Below are 18,966 nucleotides of genomic sequence, written 5' to 3' on the forward strand. Positions count from 1 at the left end.
ATGCAGGCGAACTACACCATCGTAGACTCCGAGCTGGAATACGACCCGTTCATCCTGGTGGATCAGGAAGCCATGGTGGGCCTGAGTGACTCCGCCAACCTGGTGGGCTTCTACGACAAAAACGGCTTCCAGGCGCGTATCGCCTACAACTGGCGCGACGAGTTCCTGAGCTCCCGCGGCCAGAGCACCGGCGCCAACCCGCAGTACGTCGAAGCTTACAGTCAGATCGACATGAACTTGAGCTACGAACTGCCGCAACTGGACGGCCTGCAGGTGTTCCTGGAAGGCATCAACGTTACCGATGAAGCACAGCGTGTGCACGGTCGCGATGAGCGTCAGATCCTGGGTTATTACCAGGGTGGTGCCCGCTGGCAGCTGGGTGCCCGTTACGCCTTCTGATCCATTTCACAGGATGGTCTGTTAGGCAATGGAAAGCCGCTGGTCCTCCGGGCCGGCGGCTTTTTTTATACCGACAGTTTTTTATACCGACGGTTAAAGCAATAACAAGATCGAGAAAGAGAGAAGCAAGATGACGAATGCGGTACTGCTGAACAATGTGGAGCATCGCGATCTGCGGGTAATTACCGAGCGATCCGCGGATCTCGGTGACGATGCCTGGTACGCGCTGACTTTCCCGCTGGAGTTTCGTGCCCTTCAGGGACACTACCCGATTTTTTTCCAGAAAGACGCCAGCAGTGGTGCTTTCTTTCCGCTGGTGTTGCTGGGGCTGCAACCCGGTGAAAACCTTTTCCTACGCGATGGCAAATGGGCAGCACCGCACATCCCGCTGACGATTCGTCGCGAGCCGTTCCTGATCGGCCGGCAGAATTTTGTCGAGGACGGCGTGCAGAAAACCCGCCGCGTGATTCATATCGACATGGACAGTCCCCGGGTCAACCGCGAGCGCGGCGAACCCCTGTTTCTGGAATACGGCGGCAACTCGCCGTTTCTCGACGGCATGTCTGACCTGCTGGAAGCAATCCACCAGGGCATCGAGCAAAGTGAAAAATTTGTCCGTGCACTGCAGATTCACGGCCTGCTGGAGTCTGTTGCCCTCGATGTTACCCTGGACAATGGTGAAACCAATCAGCTGAAAGGTTTCTACACCATCGATGAAGAGCGCCTGCGCGCACTGAATGCAGAAGACCTGACCGAGCTGCATCGGGCCGGCTTTCTGGAAGCCATCTACATGGTGCTGGCCTCGCAGTCGCAGATGCGCAGTTTGATCAATGAGAAAAACCGCCGTATCGCTGCCGAGTGAGACACGGAGCAATGAGCAAGCCATTTATCGAGACCGCCGCCCTGACGCCCGTTGACCAGGTCTGGGACGCCAAACCGGAAAAAATTTTCGAGCTACTCGCAGGCACCACACAACCGCTGGTGCTGCGAGGCTATTGCGACCACTTTCCCGCCGTGCAGGCGGGAAAAACTTCCGCCCGTGCGATGGCCGACTACCTGCTCGAGCAGTACAGCGGTAAACCGGTTAATGGTTGCTACGGCAGCGCGGAAACCGGGGGCCGGGTGTTTTATAACGACGACCTGAGTGGCTTCAATTTTGAAGCCCGTCGCGTACAGCTGGGGTCTCTGCTGGACGACATCCTGAGCTGTGCCGACGCGGAACATGCGCCGATGCTGTATATGCCTTCCAGCGAAGTTTCCTACTGGTTTCCGGAATTCTCTGCGGCCAATGACGCCGGGGTAAAAAGCGTATCTCCCATGGGCTCCCTGTGGCTGGGGAATAAAGTGCGGGTCGCAGCGCATTATGATTTTCCCGATAACCTCGCGTGCAATATTGCAGGCAAGCGACGTTTTACCCTGTTGCCGCCGGAGCAGATCGGCAACCTCTACCCCGGTCCGCTGGAATTCGCCCCGGGCGGGCAGGAAATCAGCCTGGTGGACTTTTACAATCCGGACTTCGAGCGCTTCCCGCGATTCCGTGAGGCGCTGGATCACGCGCTGGTTGCAGAACTGGATGCGGGGGATGCACTGTATATCCCCGGTATGTGGTGGCATCACGTGGAAAGCCTCGAAACCCTGAATGTGCTTTACACACACTGGTGGCGGGATTCCGCGGCCTATATGGGGCGGCCGACCAATGCGCTGCTGCACGCGGTGCTCGGCCTGCGCAATTTGCCGGCACACCAGCGCAAGGCCTGGAAAGCACTGTTCGAATACTACATCTTTGACGCGGAAACTGGCGCATCGGAGCATATTCCGGAAAGTGCCCGCGGGGTGCTGGAGCAGCCGCTGTCCCTGGAAGCGGCAATGCAGTTGCGGGCAAAACTGCAGAATGACCTGAAGCGTTGAGCCGAAAACAATAAATTGAGAGAGGTTGACGTGAACGCCGAGAAAAGAATTCGCAAAGTCATTGTTGCCGGTGGCGGTACCGCGGGCTGGATGACCGCAGCGGCACTGTCCAAGCTGCTGGGCAAGAACCTGGATATCAAACTGGTGGAGTCCGAGGCCATTGGCACCGTGGGTGTCGGCGAGGCCACCATTCCCACCCTGCACCTGTTCCACCAGCTGCTGGGAATTGACGAGCGGGAAATGATGGCGGCCACCAATGCCACCTTCAAACTCGGCATCGCGTTTGAAAACTGGAAGGAGGTGGGTGAGGACTATATCCACTCCTTCGGCGCTGCGGGCAAGGATTGCTGGGCGTGCAATTTCAGCCACTTCTGGGTCAAGGGTCGCAAGCTGGGTATCGACTATCCCATCGGCGATTACACCAAGGAACACCTCGGCGCGCAGATGGGGCGCTACGCCGTTTCACCGCGCAGTGAGCGCACCCACGCCTACCATTTTGATGCCAGCCTGTATGCCAGGTATTTGCGGGCGCTGGCGGAAAAACACGGTGCGGTGCGCATCGAAGGCAAGATCGAGCAGGTGCAGCTGGATCACCACACCGGTGACATCAGGGCATTGCAGCTGGACAGCGGCGAACTGCTGGAAGGCGATCTGTTTATCGATTGCACCGGGTTCCGCGGGCTGTTGATCGACCAGGCACTGCACTCCGGTTTTGACGACTGGGGCCACTGGCTGCCCTGCGACCGTGCGGTGGCGGTACAGACCGGAAAAAGTGCGAACCCGGTTCCCTACACCCGCTCCATCGCACGGGAGTCCGGCTGGCAGTGGCGCATTCCGTTGCAGTCGCGTACCGGTAACGGACTGGTTTTTTGCAGCCACTATATGGATGAAAACCAGGCGCTGGAGCAACTGCTGCAAAATGTGGAGGGCGAACCGCTCAACCAGCCGCGGGTCATTCCGTTCCGCACCGGTACCCGCCGCCAGCACTGGAATAAAAACTGTGTTGCCATCGGCCTGTCCAGCGGATTTATCGAGCCACTGGAGTCCACCAGTATTCACCTGATCCAGCGCAGTATCGTGCGCTTGATGACCCTGTTCCCCTCCAACGGCATCGTCGCCGCGGATGTGGATGAGTACAACCGCCTGATCCGCGAGGAAACGGAAAATGTGCGGGACTTTGTTGTTCTGCACTATAAACTGACCGATCGTCAGGATAGCGAATTCTGGCGTTACTGCCGCGGCATGGATATTCCGGAATCCCTGGCGCGGCGGATGGAAGTGTTCGTGCAGAGCGGCCGCGTTTACCAGAATGGTACCGAGCTGTTTGGCGAGAGTTCCTGGCTACAGGTAATGCTGGGGCAGGGGCTGATGCCGGAAACCTACCACCCCATTGTGGATATGATGGGTGATGATGAACTGGCGCGTTTTCTCGGCGGCATCCGCAGTCAGGTTCGCGCTACGGTAGATGGCTGGCCGGACCATATGGAGTTTATCAATCACTACTGCAAGGCGAAGGCCGAATGAACGCGGTTCGCCACTTCGTTTTCTTTCCCGCCTGCCTTCAGAAGAACTAATGCCCGACGGCATTCGTGCGCACATCCGGTGAGAGGTTGCGCACGAATTAAAATCTACAAGACGGCGATATTATTGCCGGAAGCCGAAGCATAATTCGGAAAATTATTTTGACGCCTGCTTTGGGATAATTATCTGCACCAGATTGCTGATAGTGCCAAAGTGGGACGACGAAATACCGCCCGTTACCTAATTTCCTCCTTGCCGTAATAAAAAATTTGAAGCCAAAACCTGGCACAGGTGTGCCAGATTTTTCTGGCTCGAAAATTCTAATAATCAATAATTTTTAGCAAGGATCGACTATGCCTCTACTCCCTCTCGCGCGGGGTGCCTTTATGGCATCTGCATGTAATCTACTCGCGGCCTCGGCGTTGTTTGTGATGAGTGTCGCAATGTATTCTCCGGCCGCCCAAGGCCAATCGACCAATCTCGCCACCGGTGCACCCGTCACCGCGAGCACCGCGGACCTTCCCGCGAACAATGCGGTGGATGGTGACAACGGTACGCGCTGGGCATCCGCGGCGCAGACAGACCCCTCCTGGCTGAGTGTGGATCTCGGCCAGTTGTACAATCTGAATACCGTGGAAATTTACTGGGAAGCCGCCAATGCGGAAACCTATGAAATCCAGGGATCCGGTGATGGCAGCCAGTGGACCACGCTTTCGACCCAGACCGGTGGGCAGTTCGGGCATCGCACCGATTCCGTCCCGGTTAGCGGAGCTTATCGCTATGTGCGCATTAATGGGCTGAGCCGCAGTGCCGGTAACCTGTGGGGTTATTCGATCTGGGAGCTCGGTGTATACGGCTCCGCGATCAATTGCGACAGCGGCTGCCTGGTGGAGCTGGATGGTTCGACTGCACAGGCGCGTATGAGCGGTGGTGATATTGTCGACCTCCATTACTCGGTAAACGGCGGTGCACAGTTGAATGTGCGCATGAGCCAGAGTGGCAGTGAGTGGACCTACAATATTCCCAACCTGTCTGCCGGTGATGTGGTTTCCTATTACTTCACGAAAATAACCAGTGGCGTGGGAGAAACCACCGGATCTTCCCAGTACACCTTTTCCGGACAGGGGAGTTCGTCATCCTCTTCTTCGTCCTCCTCCGGCGGTGGTTCCGGTTCCGGCAGTTCGGGCGGATCTGGCGGTTCCAGCAGTGGTTCCGGGGGCTCTTCTTCCGGAGGTACAGATCTCGGCAGTATCGTTCCGCTGTATGATGGCAGCACCCCGCTGGAACCGGTGAGCCAGTACGAAACCGCCACCGCACTGGTCACGCGGTTTTCCGACCGCGCGCGGGACCGCCACGCCAAGGAAGACCATTTCCAGGCCTACGATCACTACCTGAGTTTTTATTGGGAGGACCGCACCGCATCGGTCGAAATCATCGACGAGGTCGCCAAGGGCGGGAATACGGTTCGCATGAATGTCCGTACCCAGTTCAAATTGAGTGACACCGAGGCGGAAAACCGCTGGTTCTACCGCGGTGTCGGTACCGTGGCCGAATATTGTGACAACGGCGTTATGACGGTGGTGGACCAGTACCATTATTTCAAGGAACGGAGTTTCAATTGCCGGGAAAACCGTCCGATCCAGGTGGGTGACAAACTGGAATTTGAAATCAGCCAGTTCCTGGATGCCAGCGTGCCCAATGGCCGCGCAAATTATTACGGTTCCACATTCCTGTATATCGTCGGCGAGGGCCTGGTGCCCTGGGACGTGGGCGGAGCGACTCCGTTTGGCGGCACCAAGGATTCCGTCAAAATTCCGCAAAGCGCCTGGCTGGGTGGCGATACCACCATTCACGCGCTGAGTTCCGGGGAAACCGACAACCATTTCATGCAGATGGCCACCAATACCGGCTATGACAATGCGCAGCCGTTTATGCGCGGCCGCCGTGTACTGCACACCTCGGCGGTGGATGGGGTCCACGATGAAAAGCCCATCGAGAACCCGCCCCTGCAGGACTTGATCGGCCTCGCCGGGCCCCATTACATCAGCCACAGCTGTGGCAGCTGCCACGAGCGCAACGGCCGCGCCGCGCCACCACCGGTGGGCGAGCCGCTGCAGAAATGGACGGTTAAAGTGGCGGATGCCAGCGGCAAGCCGCACCCAAACCTCGGTGCCGCCCTGCAACCCAAAGCGCGGGATGGCGCGGTGAGCGAGGGCAGTGTCTCCATCGCATCCTGGAGCGAACAGAATGGCCTGCGCTCCCCCAACTACGTGTTCAGTGGGGTGACACCGGCGCGCTTCTCTCCCCGTATTGCACCGAATCTGGTGGGCATGGGCTTGCTCGAAGCGATTGCCGAAAGCGCCGTGGTTGCCCAGGCCGACCCGAATGACAGTAATGGCGATGGTATTTCCGGGCGTGTGAACCGGGTGCGGGACCCGGAAACCGGTGACACCCGTCTCGGCCGGTTTGGCTGGAAGGCCGGTGCCGCGAGCATTCGCCAGCAGCTGGCGCGCGCGTTCAATACGGATATGGGGGTCATGACGTCTGTGTTCCCGCAGCCGGATTGCGGCAGCAGCCAGAGTGACTGCGGTAGTGGTGGCGCGGAACTTGCGGATGCGCACCTGCAGGACCTCACAAAGTATGTTTCGCTACTGGGCGTGCGCCCGCAGCGCAACTATGACGACCCCTCGGTGCAAAACGGCGAGCAGCTGTTTGCCAGTATCGGCTGTGCCGGTTGCCATACGCCCACCCAGCAGACCAGCGGGCTTCACCCGTTTGCGGAATTGCGCAACCAGACCATTCATCCCTATACCGATCTGCTGTTGCACGACATGGGCGCGGGCCTCGCCGACAACCTCGGCGAAGGTGAAGCCAGCGGCGGGGAGTGGCGGACTGCGCCCCTGTGGGGGCTGGGACTTTCGGCCTGTGTCACCGGGGGCGTGGAAAATCCCATCGGCGGTCAGGGCAATGAGGTGTGCACCCCGGAGCACAGTTACCTGCATGACGGGCGTGCGCGTTCCATCGAGGAGGCGATTCTGTGGCACGGCGGTGAAGGTGCCGCGTCCAGAAGCGGTTACCAGGGACTCTCGGTTTCCGCCAGGCAGGATCTGTTGAATTTCCTCAACTCTCTCTGATTTCCGCTAATTCTCGCTAACGGCGCATCAGGCCGGTTGTCGGGCGGGGCCAATGGCTCCGCCCTTTTTATTTCCCGGTTGCTCCCGTTGAAATCAATCGGCCCACATTGCGTGTTTCTTCAAGGTGGGGCGACGGTCTCCCCGCTTCCCCGTTACAACAACAGCCTGCCGCAGGTGAGCCTGCCAGCAAACTGTTCACAACAATAAGCAAGCGATGAGGGGACAGCGATGTCGAGATTTCTTTTCCGTGCCACCACCCCGGCCGTGATTCTGGCTTCGGTCATGGCCGCCAGTGCCTGTGATGGCGGAGCCAGTTCTACTAATACCGATACCGATACCGATAACGGACAGGTGGCGCCGTCGGTGAGCCAGCGCCCGCAGCGCTGCCTGGAAGCCCCGCTCAATTCCGGATACTGCCTGGTGTGGGCGGACGAATTCTCCGGGGACGCCATCGACTCCACAAAATGGGCCCATGAAAATAACTGCACCGGTGGCGGCAATCGCGAAGCCCAGTGCTATGTGGATGATGTTGAGAACTCCTGGGTCGCCGACAATCTGCTGCATATCAGAGCGGTCCGTGAAGATGTGGTGGGCCCCAATCGGGTGGACGACGCCCCCGACTACGACCCCGGCGATACCTCCGGTAGCGGTAGTTACACCTCCGCGCGCCTGCGCACAAAGGGGCTGGCGGACTGGAAATACGGCCGTTTCGAAATGCGTGCAAAGCTGCCCCAGGGGCAGGGTTCCTGGCCGGCGTTCTGGATGCTGCCCAGCGAGTGGGTCTACGGCGGCTGGCCACTGTCCGGCGAGATCGACATTCTCGAGGCGGTGAATCTTAAGGTGGGGGGCGAAGACCGGATCCACGGCACCCTGCACTACGGTGGCACCCGGCCGGACAATGTCTATACCGGCGAGGCCTACCGGATTCCCGGTGGGCAGAATCCTGCGGACGACTTTCACATCTACGCGGTGGAGTGGGAGGAGGGGGAAATCCGCTGGTATCTGGATGGGGACCACTACGCCACCCAGACCAGCGCCGGCTGGTTTACCGCGGCCAACCTGGAAAGTAGCAGCGCGCCCTTCGACCAGGCCTTTCACCTGATCCTGAATCTCGCGGTGGGCGGTGACTGGCCGGCCAACGTCAACGATACCGGCATTGATGCCAGCGTCTTCCCCCAGGAATTCCTGGTGGACTATGTGCGGGTCTACCAGTGCAGCGAGGATTTCGAAACCGGCAGGGGCTGCGCCAGTCGTGATGGCGAGTTCGTATTCAACCCGGGGACCACGCCGCAACAGGTAAATACCGTGAATCTCACCAAGTAATTCCTTCCCGCGCTCGTCCCATTTTGGCGTTCCGCGCAGGGTGGCAAGGTGGTGTGCACCATTTTGCCTGTGGGATTCAAAGTGGGACGACCCTTTTTCGGCCAGTAGGTACAACGGACGCTGATAAAGCCGGGTTTGCCTGAACCGGCCTGGATAAATGAGTCACAAGAATAATGGGAGTTCTACGGTGATGAAGAAGCGAATTCTGCTGGGGGTCATCTCCGGACTGATTGCCGGTGCCGGCCTCGCCGGTTGCGGCGAGCAAAATCTGTCCGCGGCACCGACACAGGACGGCAGCGCGGCTGCGGAACTGAATGCAAACTGGCCTAAATTGACCAGCCCGATCGCCAGGGATCCTGCGCTGGAAGCGCGCATCGACGCACTGCTTGGCAAGATGTCGGTCGAGGAGAAAGTGGGCCAGCTGGTACAGGTGGAGATTCGCTCAGCCACGCCGGAAGATGTGAAGCAGTATCACATCGGCTCCATCCTCAACGGCGGTGGCGCCTTCCCCAATGACGACAAGCACGCGACCGTGTCCGATTGGGTCGCGGTGGCCGACAGTTTCTATCACGCCTCCATGGACACCAGTGACGGCGGAGTCGCCATCCCGGTGATCTGGGGCACCGACGCGGTACACGGTCACAACAATGTGATCGGCGCGACCCTGTTCCCCCACAATATCGCCCTCGGCGCTACCCACAACCCGGAACTGATGCGTCAGGTCGGCGCCGCCACCGCGGCGGAGGTCGCTGCAACCGGCATCGACTGGATCTTCGCGCCGACCCTCGCGGTAGTGCGCGACGACCGCTGGGGCCGCACCTACGAATCCTATTCCGAAGACCCGGAAGTGGTACGCAGCTACGCCGGCAAGCTGGTATCGGGCCTGCAGGGGGCCGCAGGCAGTGACGAATTGTTCGACGGCAAGCACCTGGTCGCTACCGCCAAACACTTTCTCGCTGACGGCGGTACCCAGAACGGTATCGACCGCGGCGACGCGGTGATGAGTGAAGACGAGCTGATCGAGCTTCACGCCCAGGGCTACTTCTCTGCGATCGAAGCCGGTGTGCAGACGGTGATGGCTTCCTTCAGCAGCTGGAACGGCAAGAAAATGCACGGTCACAAATACCTGATGACCGACGTGCTGAAGGGCCGCCTCGGCTTCGATGGCTTTATCGTCGGTGACTGGGCCGGACACCAGTTCGTCAACGGCTGCAGCAATGTGAGCTGTCCGCAGGCGATCAACGCCGGCCTCGACATGTTTATGGCCCCGGACCCGAGTTGGAAAGAGCTCTACGCGAACACCCTGGCGCAGGCCAAGAGCGGCGAGATTTCTGCCGAGCGCCTGGACGATGCGGTGCGCCGCATCCTGCGGGTGAAAATGCGCGCGGGGCTGTTCGAAAAGGGCGCGCCCTCCGAGCGCGCCTATGCCGCAGATGAATCCCTGATCGGCGCACCGGAACACCGCGCCATCGCCCGCCAGGCGGTGCGCGAATCCCTGGTAATGCTGAAAAACAACGGCAACCTGCTGCCGCTGGCGCGCAACCAGCGCGTACTGGTGGCCGGGGAAGGCGCCGACAATATCGGCAAACAGTCCGGTGGCTGGAGCATCACCTGGCAGGGCACCGGCAACCAGAACAGCGATTTCCCCGGCGCGACTTCGGTCTACGGCGGCATCGCCGAGGTAGTCGAGTCTGCCGGTGGCAGCGCGGAACTTTCCGTCGATGGCAGCTTCGAGCAGAAGCCGGACGTGGCCATCGTGGTGTTTGGTGAAGATCCCTATGCGGAAATGCAGGGCGACGTCTCCAACCTGGATTACCGCGGTGAGCGCGACCTGGCTCTGCTGCAGCGCCTGCAACAGCAGGGTATTCCGGTGGTTTCCCTGTTTATTACCGGACGCCCGCTGTGGGTGAATCCGGAGCTGAACGCATCCGATGCGTTCGTCACCATCTGGCAGCCGGGTACCGAAGGCGGCGGCGTGGCCGATGTGATTTTCCGCAATGCCCAGGGCGAAGTGAATCATGACTTCAAGGGCAAGCTCACCTTCTCCTGGCCGAACGACGCGCGCCCCACGCTGCGCAACCGCGGCGAGAATGAGCAACTGGCGCAGTTCAATTACGGCTACGGCCTGAGCTATGGCGACCAGGTACAGCTGGCGACCCTTTCCGAAGAGAGCGGTCTGAATGCCTCCGATGCCAATCAGGCGCTGGCGGTCTTCAATGGTCGCGCGCTGGATCCGTGGCGCTTCCAGGTTACCGATGCCGGCAACAATCAGTCCGTGATCTCCAGCAGTGTCGCCAAGCTGCAGGGCATCAGCGTGCAGTCGGTGGACCGCAAGGTACAGGAAGACAGCCGCCGCCTGCAGTGGAGCGGTGAAGGCAATGCGGTTGCCGGTTTCTTTGCCAACAGCCGCACCGACCTCTCCGGTTACCTGGAAAACCGCGGCGCTTTGATTTTCGATGTGAAAGTCGACGGCGCGCCCAGTGACGGGGTGAGCCTCGGCATGTACTGCGGCCAGGATTGTGGTGCCGAGCAGTCCATTACCGAACTGCTCAAGGGCGCCACCCGCGGCGAGTGGAAAACCGTGGCGGTAGACCTCCAGTGCCTGGCCAAGGGGGGTGCCAAAATGGATATGGTGCTGTCGCCCTTCTATGTGCGCACTGCCGGTGAACTGGACCTGACCATTCACGATATCCATATCGCCTCCAAAGCGGAGGCAGATATCAGCTGCGGCTAAGTGACCGCGAACAGATATTGAGAACAATCCGGCTGTCGAACTTTACGCTTCCCGGCAGCCGGATTCCGCGATCTACCCACAAGGTAGTGGCCGGAAACGGATAACAACAATAACAACGCGTTTGACCGATCCTTCGGCTGCAGTGTTGCGGCTCGATACCCAAGTAGTACCCCCTGAATTTAGCAGTACCCGACTGAACCTTTCTGCCGCTGTGGAAACCGGCTGACCGCACTGGATTTCTGCACGCTGAAAAACCGTTCGGAAGGTATGAGCCGAGCAGTACATCCCTGTCCGACAAAAAAGTAAAACACTGAAAGATGGGAGAAATAATGAAAATAACCAAGCTGATCGAAAACCCGCGCCTCTGGCTGGGTGCCCTGTGTCTCGCCGTACAACCGCTGGTGTCGGCGACGGCCAGTGCCCAGGCGGCTCCGGTATGGGCGGACGAATTCAACGGCGAACAGATAGACCGCAGCGTGTGGACATATAACACCGGCGGCAGCGGTTTCGGCAATGGCGAGCTGCAGTACTACACCGCATCCCAGAACAATGCCTATATCGAAGATGGCAAACTGGTGATTGAAGCGCGCCGGGAAAATTTCCAGGACAAGTCGTTCACTTCCGCGCGGTTGCATACCAACGGCCGGGTCGGATTCCGTTTCGGCACCCTGGAGGCGCGGATCAAACTGCCGGAACTCGACAACGGCCTGTGGCCGGCATTCTGGATGCTCGGCGACAACTACGGGGTGGATGGCTGGCCAAAATCCGGCGAAATCGACATCCTCGAGGCGGGCTTCCGCTCCGCCATCGACAACGGCACCGTGAACAATGCGGTTTCCGGCGCGGTGCACTGGTGGCACGAGACCGGCACCTGGAGTGACTGGCTGCAGGCGGATCACTCCCAGCATGTGGTGCTGGCGGATCCGCTATACGCCGACTATCACACTTACCGCCTCGACTGGACGCCGCAACAAATGGTGATTTCCGTGGACGACACCACGGTGCTGACCATGGATATCACCGATCCGGCGCTGTCGGAATTCCGCGACAATCCCATGCACATCCTGCTCAACCTGGCGGTGGGCGGCTGGAATTTTGTCGAGATTACCGACCCCGCGCAGATAACCGCGGATTTTCCGGCAAAAATGTATGTGGACTACATACGCCTGTATGCCAACGAGCACACCGAACTTGAGGTGGCGAGTGAGGACTACGCCAGTGGTGATTTCGGTGTGATGACCGAAACCCGGCCGGTTGCGAATGCCCTGGACTGGGAAGACAACACCAATCTCTATGTCTGGAACAATATGGTGGGTACCAGCCCCGTGCCGTTCGAGGGCACCGAGGCGTTGGGGTTCACCGTGCAACCCGGAAACTGGTGGGGGGCGGGCCTGCTGCACCCGGACTACAACCTGCACAACTACCGGCACGGCACTCTGCATTTCGAGATGAAGGTGCAGAGCGACGTGAATATCGAGCTGCACATGATGAGCACCTCCGGGGGGCAGGGCACGGTAGTGCTGGCCAACGGCGGTGAGCAGTACGGTCTGGTGCGCGACGGTGCCTGGCACCATGTAGCGATTCCGCTGGCCAAATTTGGCGGGGTGGATTTTGCAACGGTGCAGACGCTGTTTGCGATGTCCGGCCCGGCGCCGGCGCAGGCATTCGAGATCGCCGTCGACAATATCTACCTCAGCGAGAGTGAGGCTTTGCCGGCCCCGGCCGCCGGCAGCTTTGGCATCTATACCGAAACCGCCAGCAACACCTCTGCCGGTGCACTGGCGGAAGGCGAAGACAGCGATCTGTTTGTATGGGAGGGCACGCTTACCCTGTCCCACGGCAACCCGCTGGAAGGTGACAGCGCGCTCAATCTGGCCTCCAACGGCCTGGGCTGGTTCGGCATGGGGTTTGCCGCCCGTGAAGGTTTTGACCTGCGTGCGTTTGACAACGACGAGGCCGCGCTGCACTTCTCCATGCGCACCACCGACCAGACCGAGTTCCGCATCGGCATGAAGAGCGGCAACGTGCAGGACATCGGCCAGACCTGGGTGACCTTTACCCCGGGCAGCGATCCCTACGGCTTCGCGCGCGATGGCCAGTGGCACCACCTGGTGATTCCGCTGACTGATCTCGCGGCAGATCTGGATTTTGCGGACATGCGCCAGCTGTTCGAGGTACTGGGCTTCGGCGAGATCAGCGATCTCTCCATCGACAACATCTACCTGTCCGGCGGTGCCCACAGCGCGGGTCACCACTGCAAAATGGTGCGCTGGAAAAAAGCTCCGCACAAATGCCTGCCGGTGCGCGGCAAAAAGCGCGGATGGGAAAAACGTCGGCCGCCGTTTGTCCGGTAACCGGACAGGGGCTCTTTCGTTTTGCCAAAGGCGGCGACACTGCGTCGCCGCCTACCCGCCTTATGAAGTGGTTTCCGCGGCGAGCGCCTGTTTGCGGTACTCGGTGGGAGACATGCCAACCAGCCGGCTGAAGAAGCGGTGGAATGCGGATTTGCTGTTGAAACCGGATTCCAGCAGCACGTCCAGCACCGTCATATCGGCTTTTTCCGGGTCTGCCAGCAAGGTCTTGGCAGCTTCCACCCGGTAGGAATTCACGTATTCAAAGAAGTTGGTACCAAAGTGCTTGTTGATCACTCCGGAAACCTCTTTTGCGGGCAGGTCGATGCGCTCGGAAAACTGTTCCAGATTGAGGTTTTTCTTGAGGTAAATCTTGTCCACTTCCATTGCGGTGCGCACTTTGGCGATGGCGGGCTCCGAGGGTTCTTCCTCGCTGGTGGTCTCCCGGGTTTCCTCTTCCGGGTTGGTGCCCAGCAGCAGGTGCGCGTAGGTCAGGCTGTAGGCGAAAAACGCATTGATCAGGATAAACGTGAGGTAGTTGTCGGCGATGCCCATATAGTCGGCAACCACGGTACTGGAAAACTTGGCCACCACATGCACCACCATGGTCCAGCTCCAGGAGATGAATACCCCCCAGGTCAGTACCACCAGCCAGTTCAGTTCCACCTCGGAATAGTGGGAATACTCGTCTTTCAGCGCCTTGCGGTAGCGGCGGATCTGCAGCAGCGCGGCGGCGGCATAGACAAACGGGATCAGGGTGATCAGGTCCCAGATGAGCTCGATGGTGCGCGCCGGCAGTATCTTTCCCGGTACCTCGATCTGTCGCAGGTCGTTGCTGGAAAGGTTCAAAACAGCAATGCACAGCAGCACTGCCAGTGCCGGCAGCAAATGCAGTGCGTGTTTGCGCTGCAGCGTGAGCTTCTGCTGGGTCAGTGAGCACACGTAAAGATATATGGCGGGGCCCTTCAGCAGCAGTGCCGCAAACAACAGGTAGGGCAACAGGGTCTGTTCGAACCAGGGCGCCAGGGAGAACTGGTCGTTCCACAGCAGCAGGGTACAGGCGGACGCCACCGCGATAATCAGCAGGAACGCGGTGAGCAGCCGCCCGTCGTGCCGGGTGCGGGTGGGCAATATCGCCTGGAACACGGCCAGCAGTACGCACTCCGCCGCCGTCATCAGGAGCACCACGTCGTGAATATTGAAAATATATTGTTTCATCGGACCATCGCGAGTGAGCGGAAATTTTTATTGTTCTGGTAATTCTTCGGTAGTAAGCGCGAGTATAAGAGAAAAGCCCTGCGGGGAGGAGGGCGGGGCGTAGATGTGCGCCCTTGCAGGCTATCCAGTTGCTTCCCGCCGATAAAGTGACAATGCCCAGTTTGTACCCCCGGGCAAAGTGGGGCGACCTGCCGGGCAAATTTACGCAGACTGGCTCCATCGGTGTTGCTGCCTATGGGCGTAAACCGCCGGCGCAGACAACTGTCGCGCGGCGGACCTTGCGGGCAACCCGACATCATCTCTCTTCTCCCGCTAGCGGGACCTCCCGATATTTAGCTGGGCCGGCAGTATTTCTGCCGGCATTTTTTTGTCTACGCTTTGCCAATTGGAACCCGTCGGTCGGAAGCATCCCGTCAACAGCGGGTGCGGTGGGCGCCTACGCCTCCCATATTTGTGACCGCGAACCCCCGCAGGGGCTGGAGTTTTTGTCGGCAAATCATTACCTTATACCGCCATTTTTTTCAGGGGCGGCCATTGGGTCTCCCCGCACCGGGATAGCCAGGCTCATAAAGGAACGTGTAAAGGAAAGTGCCATGACCAGAATCGTTGCGGACATCGGCGGTACCAACGCCCGCTTCGCCATCGCCCATGAGCATCAGGGCGGATACCGGCTGGAAGCCATTCAGGTGGTGAATTGCGCCACTTTCCCGGATTTCTATTCCGCCCTGGGGCAGTGGCTGGAAAACCTCGACCAAGAGCGTCCCGACAAGGCGTGTATTGCCGTCGCCGGCCCGGTGGAGAAGACCCCACAGGGTGGCCGTGTGACCATGACCAATTTGGGGTGGGACATTCGCGCTGAAGAGCTGTGCGCCAGATTTTCCCTGGACCGCGCCCTGGTGGTGAACGATTTTGCCGCCCTGGCGCTGTCACTGCCGCGCCTGCAGGAAGCGGACAAGTGGGCCCTGCGGGATGTGCCGGCGCAGAAAAACGGGCCCATGACCGTGGTCGGGCCGGGAACCGGCCTCGGAGTCGCGGCGCTGGTGCACGATGGCGGCAACTACCGGGTGGTGCCGGGTGAGGGCGGCCATGCCAACCTGCCCGCCGGCAGCGAGCGCGAGCTGGAGCTGCTGAAGATCCTCGCCCGCGAGCAGATGCCGGTGTATAACGAGTTTGTGCTGAGCGGCGGTGGCCTGGTGAACCTGTACCGCGGGGTCTGTGCCCTGCACGGGCGTCAGGCGGACGAACTGACGCCGCCGGACGTCAGCAGCCGCGGCCTGGACGGCTCCGACCCGCTGTGCCGCGAGACCCTGATCGACTTCCTCAATTTCCTCGGCAGCGCCGCCGGGGATGCGGCCCTCTACTATGTGGCGCGGGGCGGGGTCTTCCTCGGTGGCGGCGTATTGCCGCGGATCGAATCCCTGCTGCCGGAGAGCGAGTTCGAGCAGCGTTTTGTCGCCAAGGGACGCCTGGGAGACTGGCTGCAGGGGGTGCGCGTGGAGGTGCTCAAGGCAGGTTATCCGGCGTTGATCGGCGCTGCGGCCTGGCTGGATTACTGATTCCCGCGGATTCCTCGCCTTCAAATCGTCTGAATACGTCACCTGCGGCTGCATATTTTTTGATCAGTCGCTATAATCCCCCGCCTGGTGACATGCCCGCCGGCCCCACCCCCTGATACCCGGCGGCTTCTCCCCCTCCTCCCCCCCTGGGGGTGGAGGATATGGACCTCGGGTCCGCCTAGGATGGCGTTACTCACCATAACGATAAGTCCAAGGGAGAAGATGATGAGTCTGACGAACAAAAGTTTCCGGCCGGCACTGCTGTCTGCAGCAATTGCCGCGTCCGTAACTTCCATTGGCGCTTTTGCTCAGGAAGAGGGCAGCAGCACCCTGGAAGAAATCACCGTTACCGGTTTCCGCAAGAGTGTTATGGACTCTATCGGTACCAAGCGCGATGCGACAGCGGTAGTTGAGGCGATCTCTGCCGAGGACATCGGCAAGCTGCCGGATTCCTCCATTGCCGAATCCCTTGCCCGCCTGCCGGGTCTGGCCGCGCAGCGCCTGGACGGTCGTGCCAGCAAGGTAACCATCCGCGGCTTCGGTGAAAACGAAAGTGCCACCACCTTTAACGGTCGTGAGCAGGTTTCCATTAATGACAACCGCGGCGTTGAGTTTGATCTCTACCCCTCCGAGATCATGAGCGGTGTCACCGTATACAAGACCCCGACTGCCACCCTCGAAGCCGAAGGTATCGCCGGCGTTATCGACATGCAGACCGTCAAGCCACTGGAGCGCGGTGAGCGTGTTGTCCAGTTCAATGGTCAGTACGAGATGACCAGCTTTGACAAGCTGAACCCCGATGGTGAGGATCAGGGCCAGCGCGCCACCTTCTCCTATATCGACCAGTTCGCCGACGACACCATCGGTGTGGCTTTCGCATACAACACCATGAGCTCCCCGAACCAGGAAGAGCGCTGGAACTCCTGGGGCTACCCCGAGTTTGAATACGAGGGGCAGAACTACTCCATCCTCGGTGGCGCCAAGCCATTCGTGCGCTCCTCGGTACTGGAGCGCGACAGCGCGATGCTGGTGGTTGAAGCGCAGCCCACTGAAAAACTGCACATGACCTTCGATGCCCTGTACGTGGATTTCTCTGACGAGAAAATCCTGCGCGGTATCGAGATTCCTTTCGCCTGGGGCCAGGGTTCCATCAGCCCGGATACCGCAGTGGTAGATCCGGAGACCGGCTTTATCACCCAGGCTACTACCGAAGGCCAGCGCGTCGTTGTCCGCAACGATATGGAAACCCGTGACGCGGAACTGAATTCCTTCGGTTTCAATACCAAGTTCGACGTTTCCGACAGCCTGCAGCTGGAGTTCGATGCCAGCCACTCTGCCGTAGAAAAGCAGATCTGGAGCTTCGAAAGCTATGCCGGTACCGGACGTGGCGATGCCGAAGGTATCGCTGACGACCTGACCTATTCCTTCTCCGGCGGAAATACCGGGGCGCAATTCGGCCACAACCTGGATTACAGCGACTACGGCCTGATCAAGCTGGGTGGCCCGCTGACCTGGGGCTGGAGCTCTGCGCTGAACAGCAGCCTGGGCCTCTCCTGTGGCGTCGAAGGCGTAGAGGACAGTGCTTACTGTAATGCGGGTCAGGATGGCTTCATCAACGCCCCTGAAATCGACGATGAACTGACCTCCCTGAAGCTCGCAGCCACCCAGATGGTCGAGGTGGGCATCATCAATGAAATTTCCTACGGTGTGTCCTATCGCGACCGCGAGAAGACCAAGAACTCCGAAGGTTACTTCATGACTCTGAAGAACTTCCCGGAAATGCAGGAAGTGCCGGAAGAGTACCGTCTGGGCAGCGTATCCCTGGACTTTATCGGCATGGGTGACATGATCGCCTATGACGCAACAGCATTGCTGAACGATGGCTATTACAGCCTGCTGGCAGAATCCCTGACCAACAGCAGCCACCTGACCAAGTCCTGGTCGGTCAATGAGACCGTGACTTCTGCTTTCGCCCAGGCCAACTTTGCAACGGAAGTTGCGGGTATGGAACTGAGTGGTAATGCCGGGATGCGCTACGTCTACACCGAACAGCAGTCTTCCGGTGCTGCTGGTCGTCCGGATAGCGACGGCCTGATCCAGACTTCCGCGACAGACCTCTCGCACGATTACAGCCATTTCCTGCCCAACCTGAACCTGGCCCTGGCGATCGACGAGCAGCAGACCCTGCGTTTCGGCGCAGCCCAGACCATCTCGCGCGCGCGCATGGACATGATGAACTCATCCCTGTCCGTGACCTACAGCGAAACCCCGAATAACGAAGGGTACAACTGGAAAATCGAGGGCGGTAACCCGGAGCTGGAGCCGAAGGAAGCCACCGGTCTGGACCTGTCCTACGAAAATTACTTCGTGGACGACGGTTACTTCTCCGTCGCGCTGTTCTGGAAAGACCTGAACAACTGGATTTTCGACGGCAACTACGAAGTTGACCTGGCAGGCGTTACCGACCCGGTAAGCGGCCAGGTGCCCGAGAACCCGATTGCCTTCGGCACCGGTAAAGTCAATGGCGGTGGCGGCACTCTGCAGGGTTACGAACTGGCCCTGTCTCTGCCGTTCCACGTGTTCAACGAAAGCCTGGACGGTTTCGGCCTGCTGGCCAGCCACACTGGCGTCAGCTCCGATATCAACGACCCGAACGGCAATGATTACGAGCTGCCCGGTCTTTCCGATACCATTCAGTCCATGACCCTGTACTACGAGAAGTCCGGCTTCTCCGCGCGCACCAGCGTGCGCAAGCGCTCTGACTTCAAGGGCGAGGTATACGGCATCGGTTTCGATAGCCAGCAGGTCGACGTAGTGGGTGA

10 protein-coding genes and 1 pseudogene are annotated in these 18,966 nt (G+C 59.6%); 10 read left to right on the forward strand and 1 reads right to left on the reverse strand.

The features are described 5' to 3' along the window. The 8 genes and pseudogenes from QZ511_RS12620 to QZ511_RS12655 form a co-directional block, all read left to right on the forward strand. Nucleotides 1-399 (forward strand): annotated as a pseudogene (locus QZ511_RS12620) (TonB-dependent receptor); the annotation flags it as partial. A gap of 130 nt (nt 400-529) precedes the next feature. Further along, nucleotides 530-1,261, forward strand: a complete 732-nt coding sequence (locus QZ511_RS12625; RefSeq protein WP_295802888.1) for a SapC family protein — start codon at nt 530-532, stop codon at nt 1,259-1,261. 11 nt (nt 1,262-1,272) lie between these two features. Beyond that, nucleotides 1,273-2,307 carry a cupin-like domain-containing protein gene (locus QZ511_RS12630; RefSeq protein ID WP_295802890.1) on the forward strand — a complete coding sequence of 345 codons (1,035 nt, stop codon included), beginning with the start codon at nt 1,273-1,275 and terminating at the stop codon, nt 2,305-2,307. Nucleotides 2,308-2,337: 30 nt separating this feature from the next. Further along, nucleotides 2,338-3,831: a tryptophan halogenase family protein gene (locus QZ511_RS12635; RefSeq protein ID WP_295802891.1), complete on the forward strand. Its 1,494-nt coding sequence runs from the start codon at nt 2,338-2,340 to the stop codon at nt 3,829-3,831. Between the two features lie 440 nt (nt 3,832-4,271). Further along, entirely contained in the window at nt 4,272-6,962 is a 2,691-nt protein-coding gene (locus QZ511_RS12640; RefSeq protein ID WP_295802893.1) for a di-heme oxidoredictase family protein, read from the forward strand. 228 nt (nt 6,963-7,190) lie between these two features. Next, on the forward strand, nt 7,191-8,285 hold the full coding sequence (locus tag QZ511_RS12645; RefSeq protein WP_295802895.1) for a glycoside hydrolase family 16 protein: 1,095 nt from the start codon (nt 7,191-7,193) through the stop codon (nt 8,283-8,285). 190 nt (nt 8,286-8,475) lie between these two features. Next, nucleotides 8,476-11,019 (forward strand): glycoside hydrolase family 3 N-terminal domain-containing protein, encoded by a 2,544-nt coding sequence (locus QZ511_RS12650; protein WP_295802897.1) that lies wholly within the window; start codon nt 8,476-8,478, stop codon nt 11,017-11,019. A 329-nt stretch (nt 11,020-11,348) separates the two neighbouring features. Then, a complete protein-coding gene (locus tag QZ511_RS12655) occupies nt 11,349-13,373 on the forward strand; it encodes a glycoside hydrolase family 16 protein (protein WP_295802899.1) in 2,025 nt (674 codons plus the stop codon). 60 nt (nt 13,374-13,433) lie between these two features. Here QZ511_RS12655 and QZ511_RS12660 read toward each other — a convergent pair whose 3' ends face one another. Continuing rightward, nucleotides 13,434-14,588, reverse strand: coding sequence for an AraC family transcriptional regulator (locus tag QZ511_RS12660; protein WP_295802901.1), 1,155 nt, complete (start codon nt 14,586-14,588; stop codon nt 13,434-13,436). A gap of 593 nt (nt 14,589-15,181) precedes the next feature. On the opposite strand from QZ511_RS12660, the gene glk reads away from it, so the two are divergent. Both glk and QZ511_RS12670 read left to right on the forward strand, forming a co-directional pair. Continuing rightward, nucleotides 15,182-16,144 carry a glucokinase gene (gene glk, locus QZ511_RS12665; protein ID WP_295802903.1) on the forward strand — a complete coding sequence of 321 codons (963 nt, stop codon included), beginning with the start codon at nt 15,182-15,184 and terminating at the stop codon, nt 16,142-16,144. Between the two features lie 225 nt (nt 16,145-16,369). After that, the coding region (locus QZ511_RS12670) for a TonB-dependent receptor (RefSeq protein ID WP_295802904.1) at nt 16,370-18,966 on the forward strand (2,597 nt) is incomplete at its 3' end.

Source organism: uncultured Microbulbifer sp. (genome assembly GCF_913055755.1).
In the GTDB taxonomy this organism is placed as follows: domain Bacteria; phylum Pseudomonadota; class Gammaproteobacteria; order Pseudomonadales; family Cellvibrionaceae; genus Microbulbifer.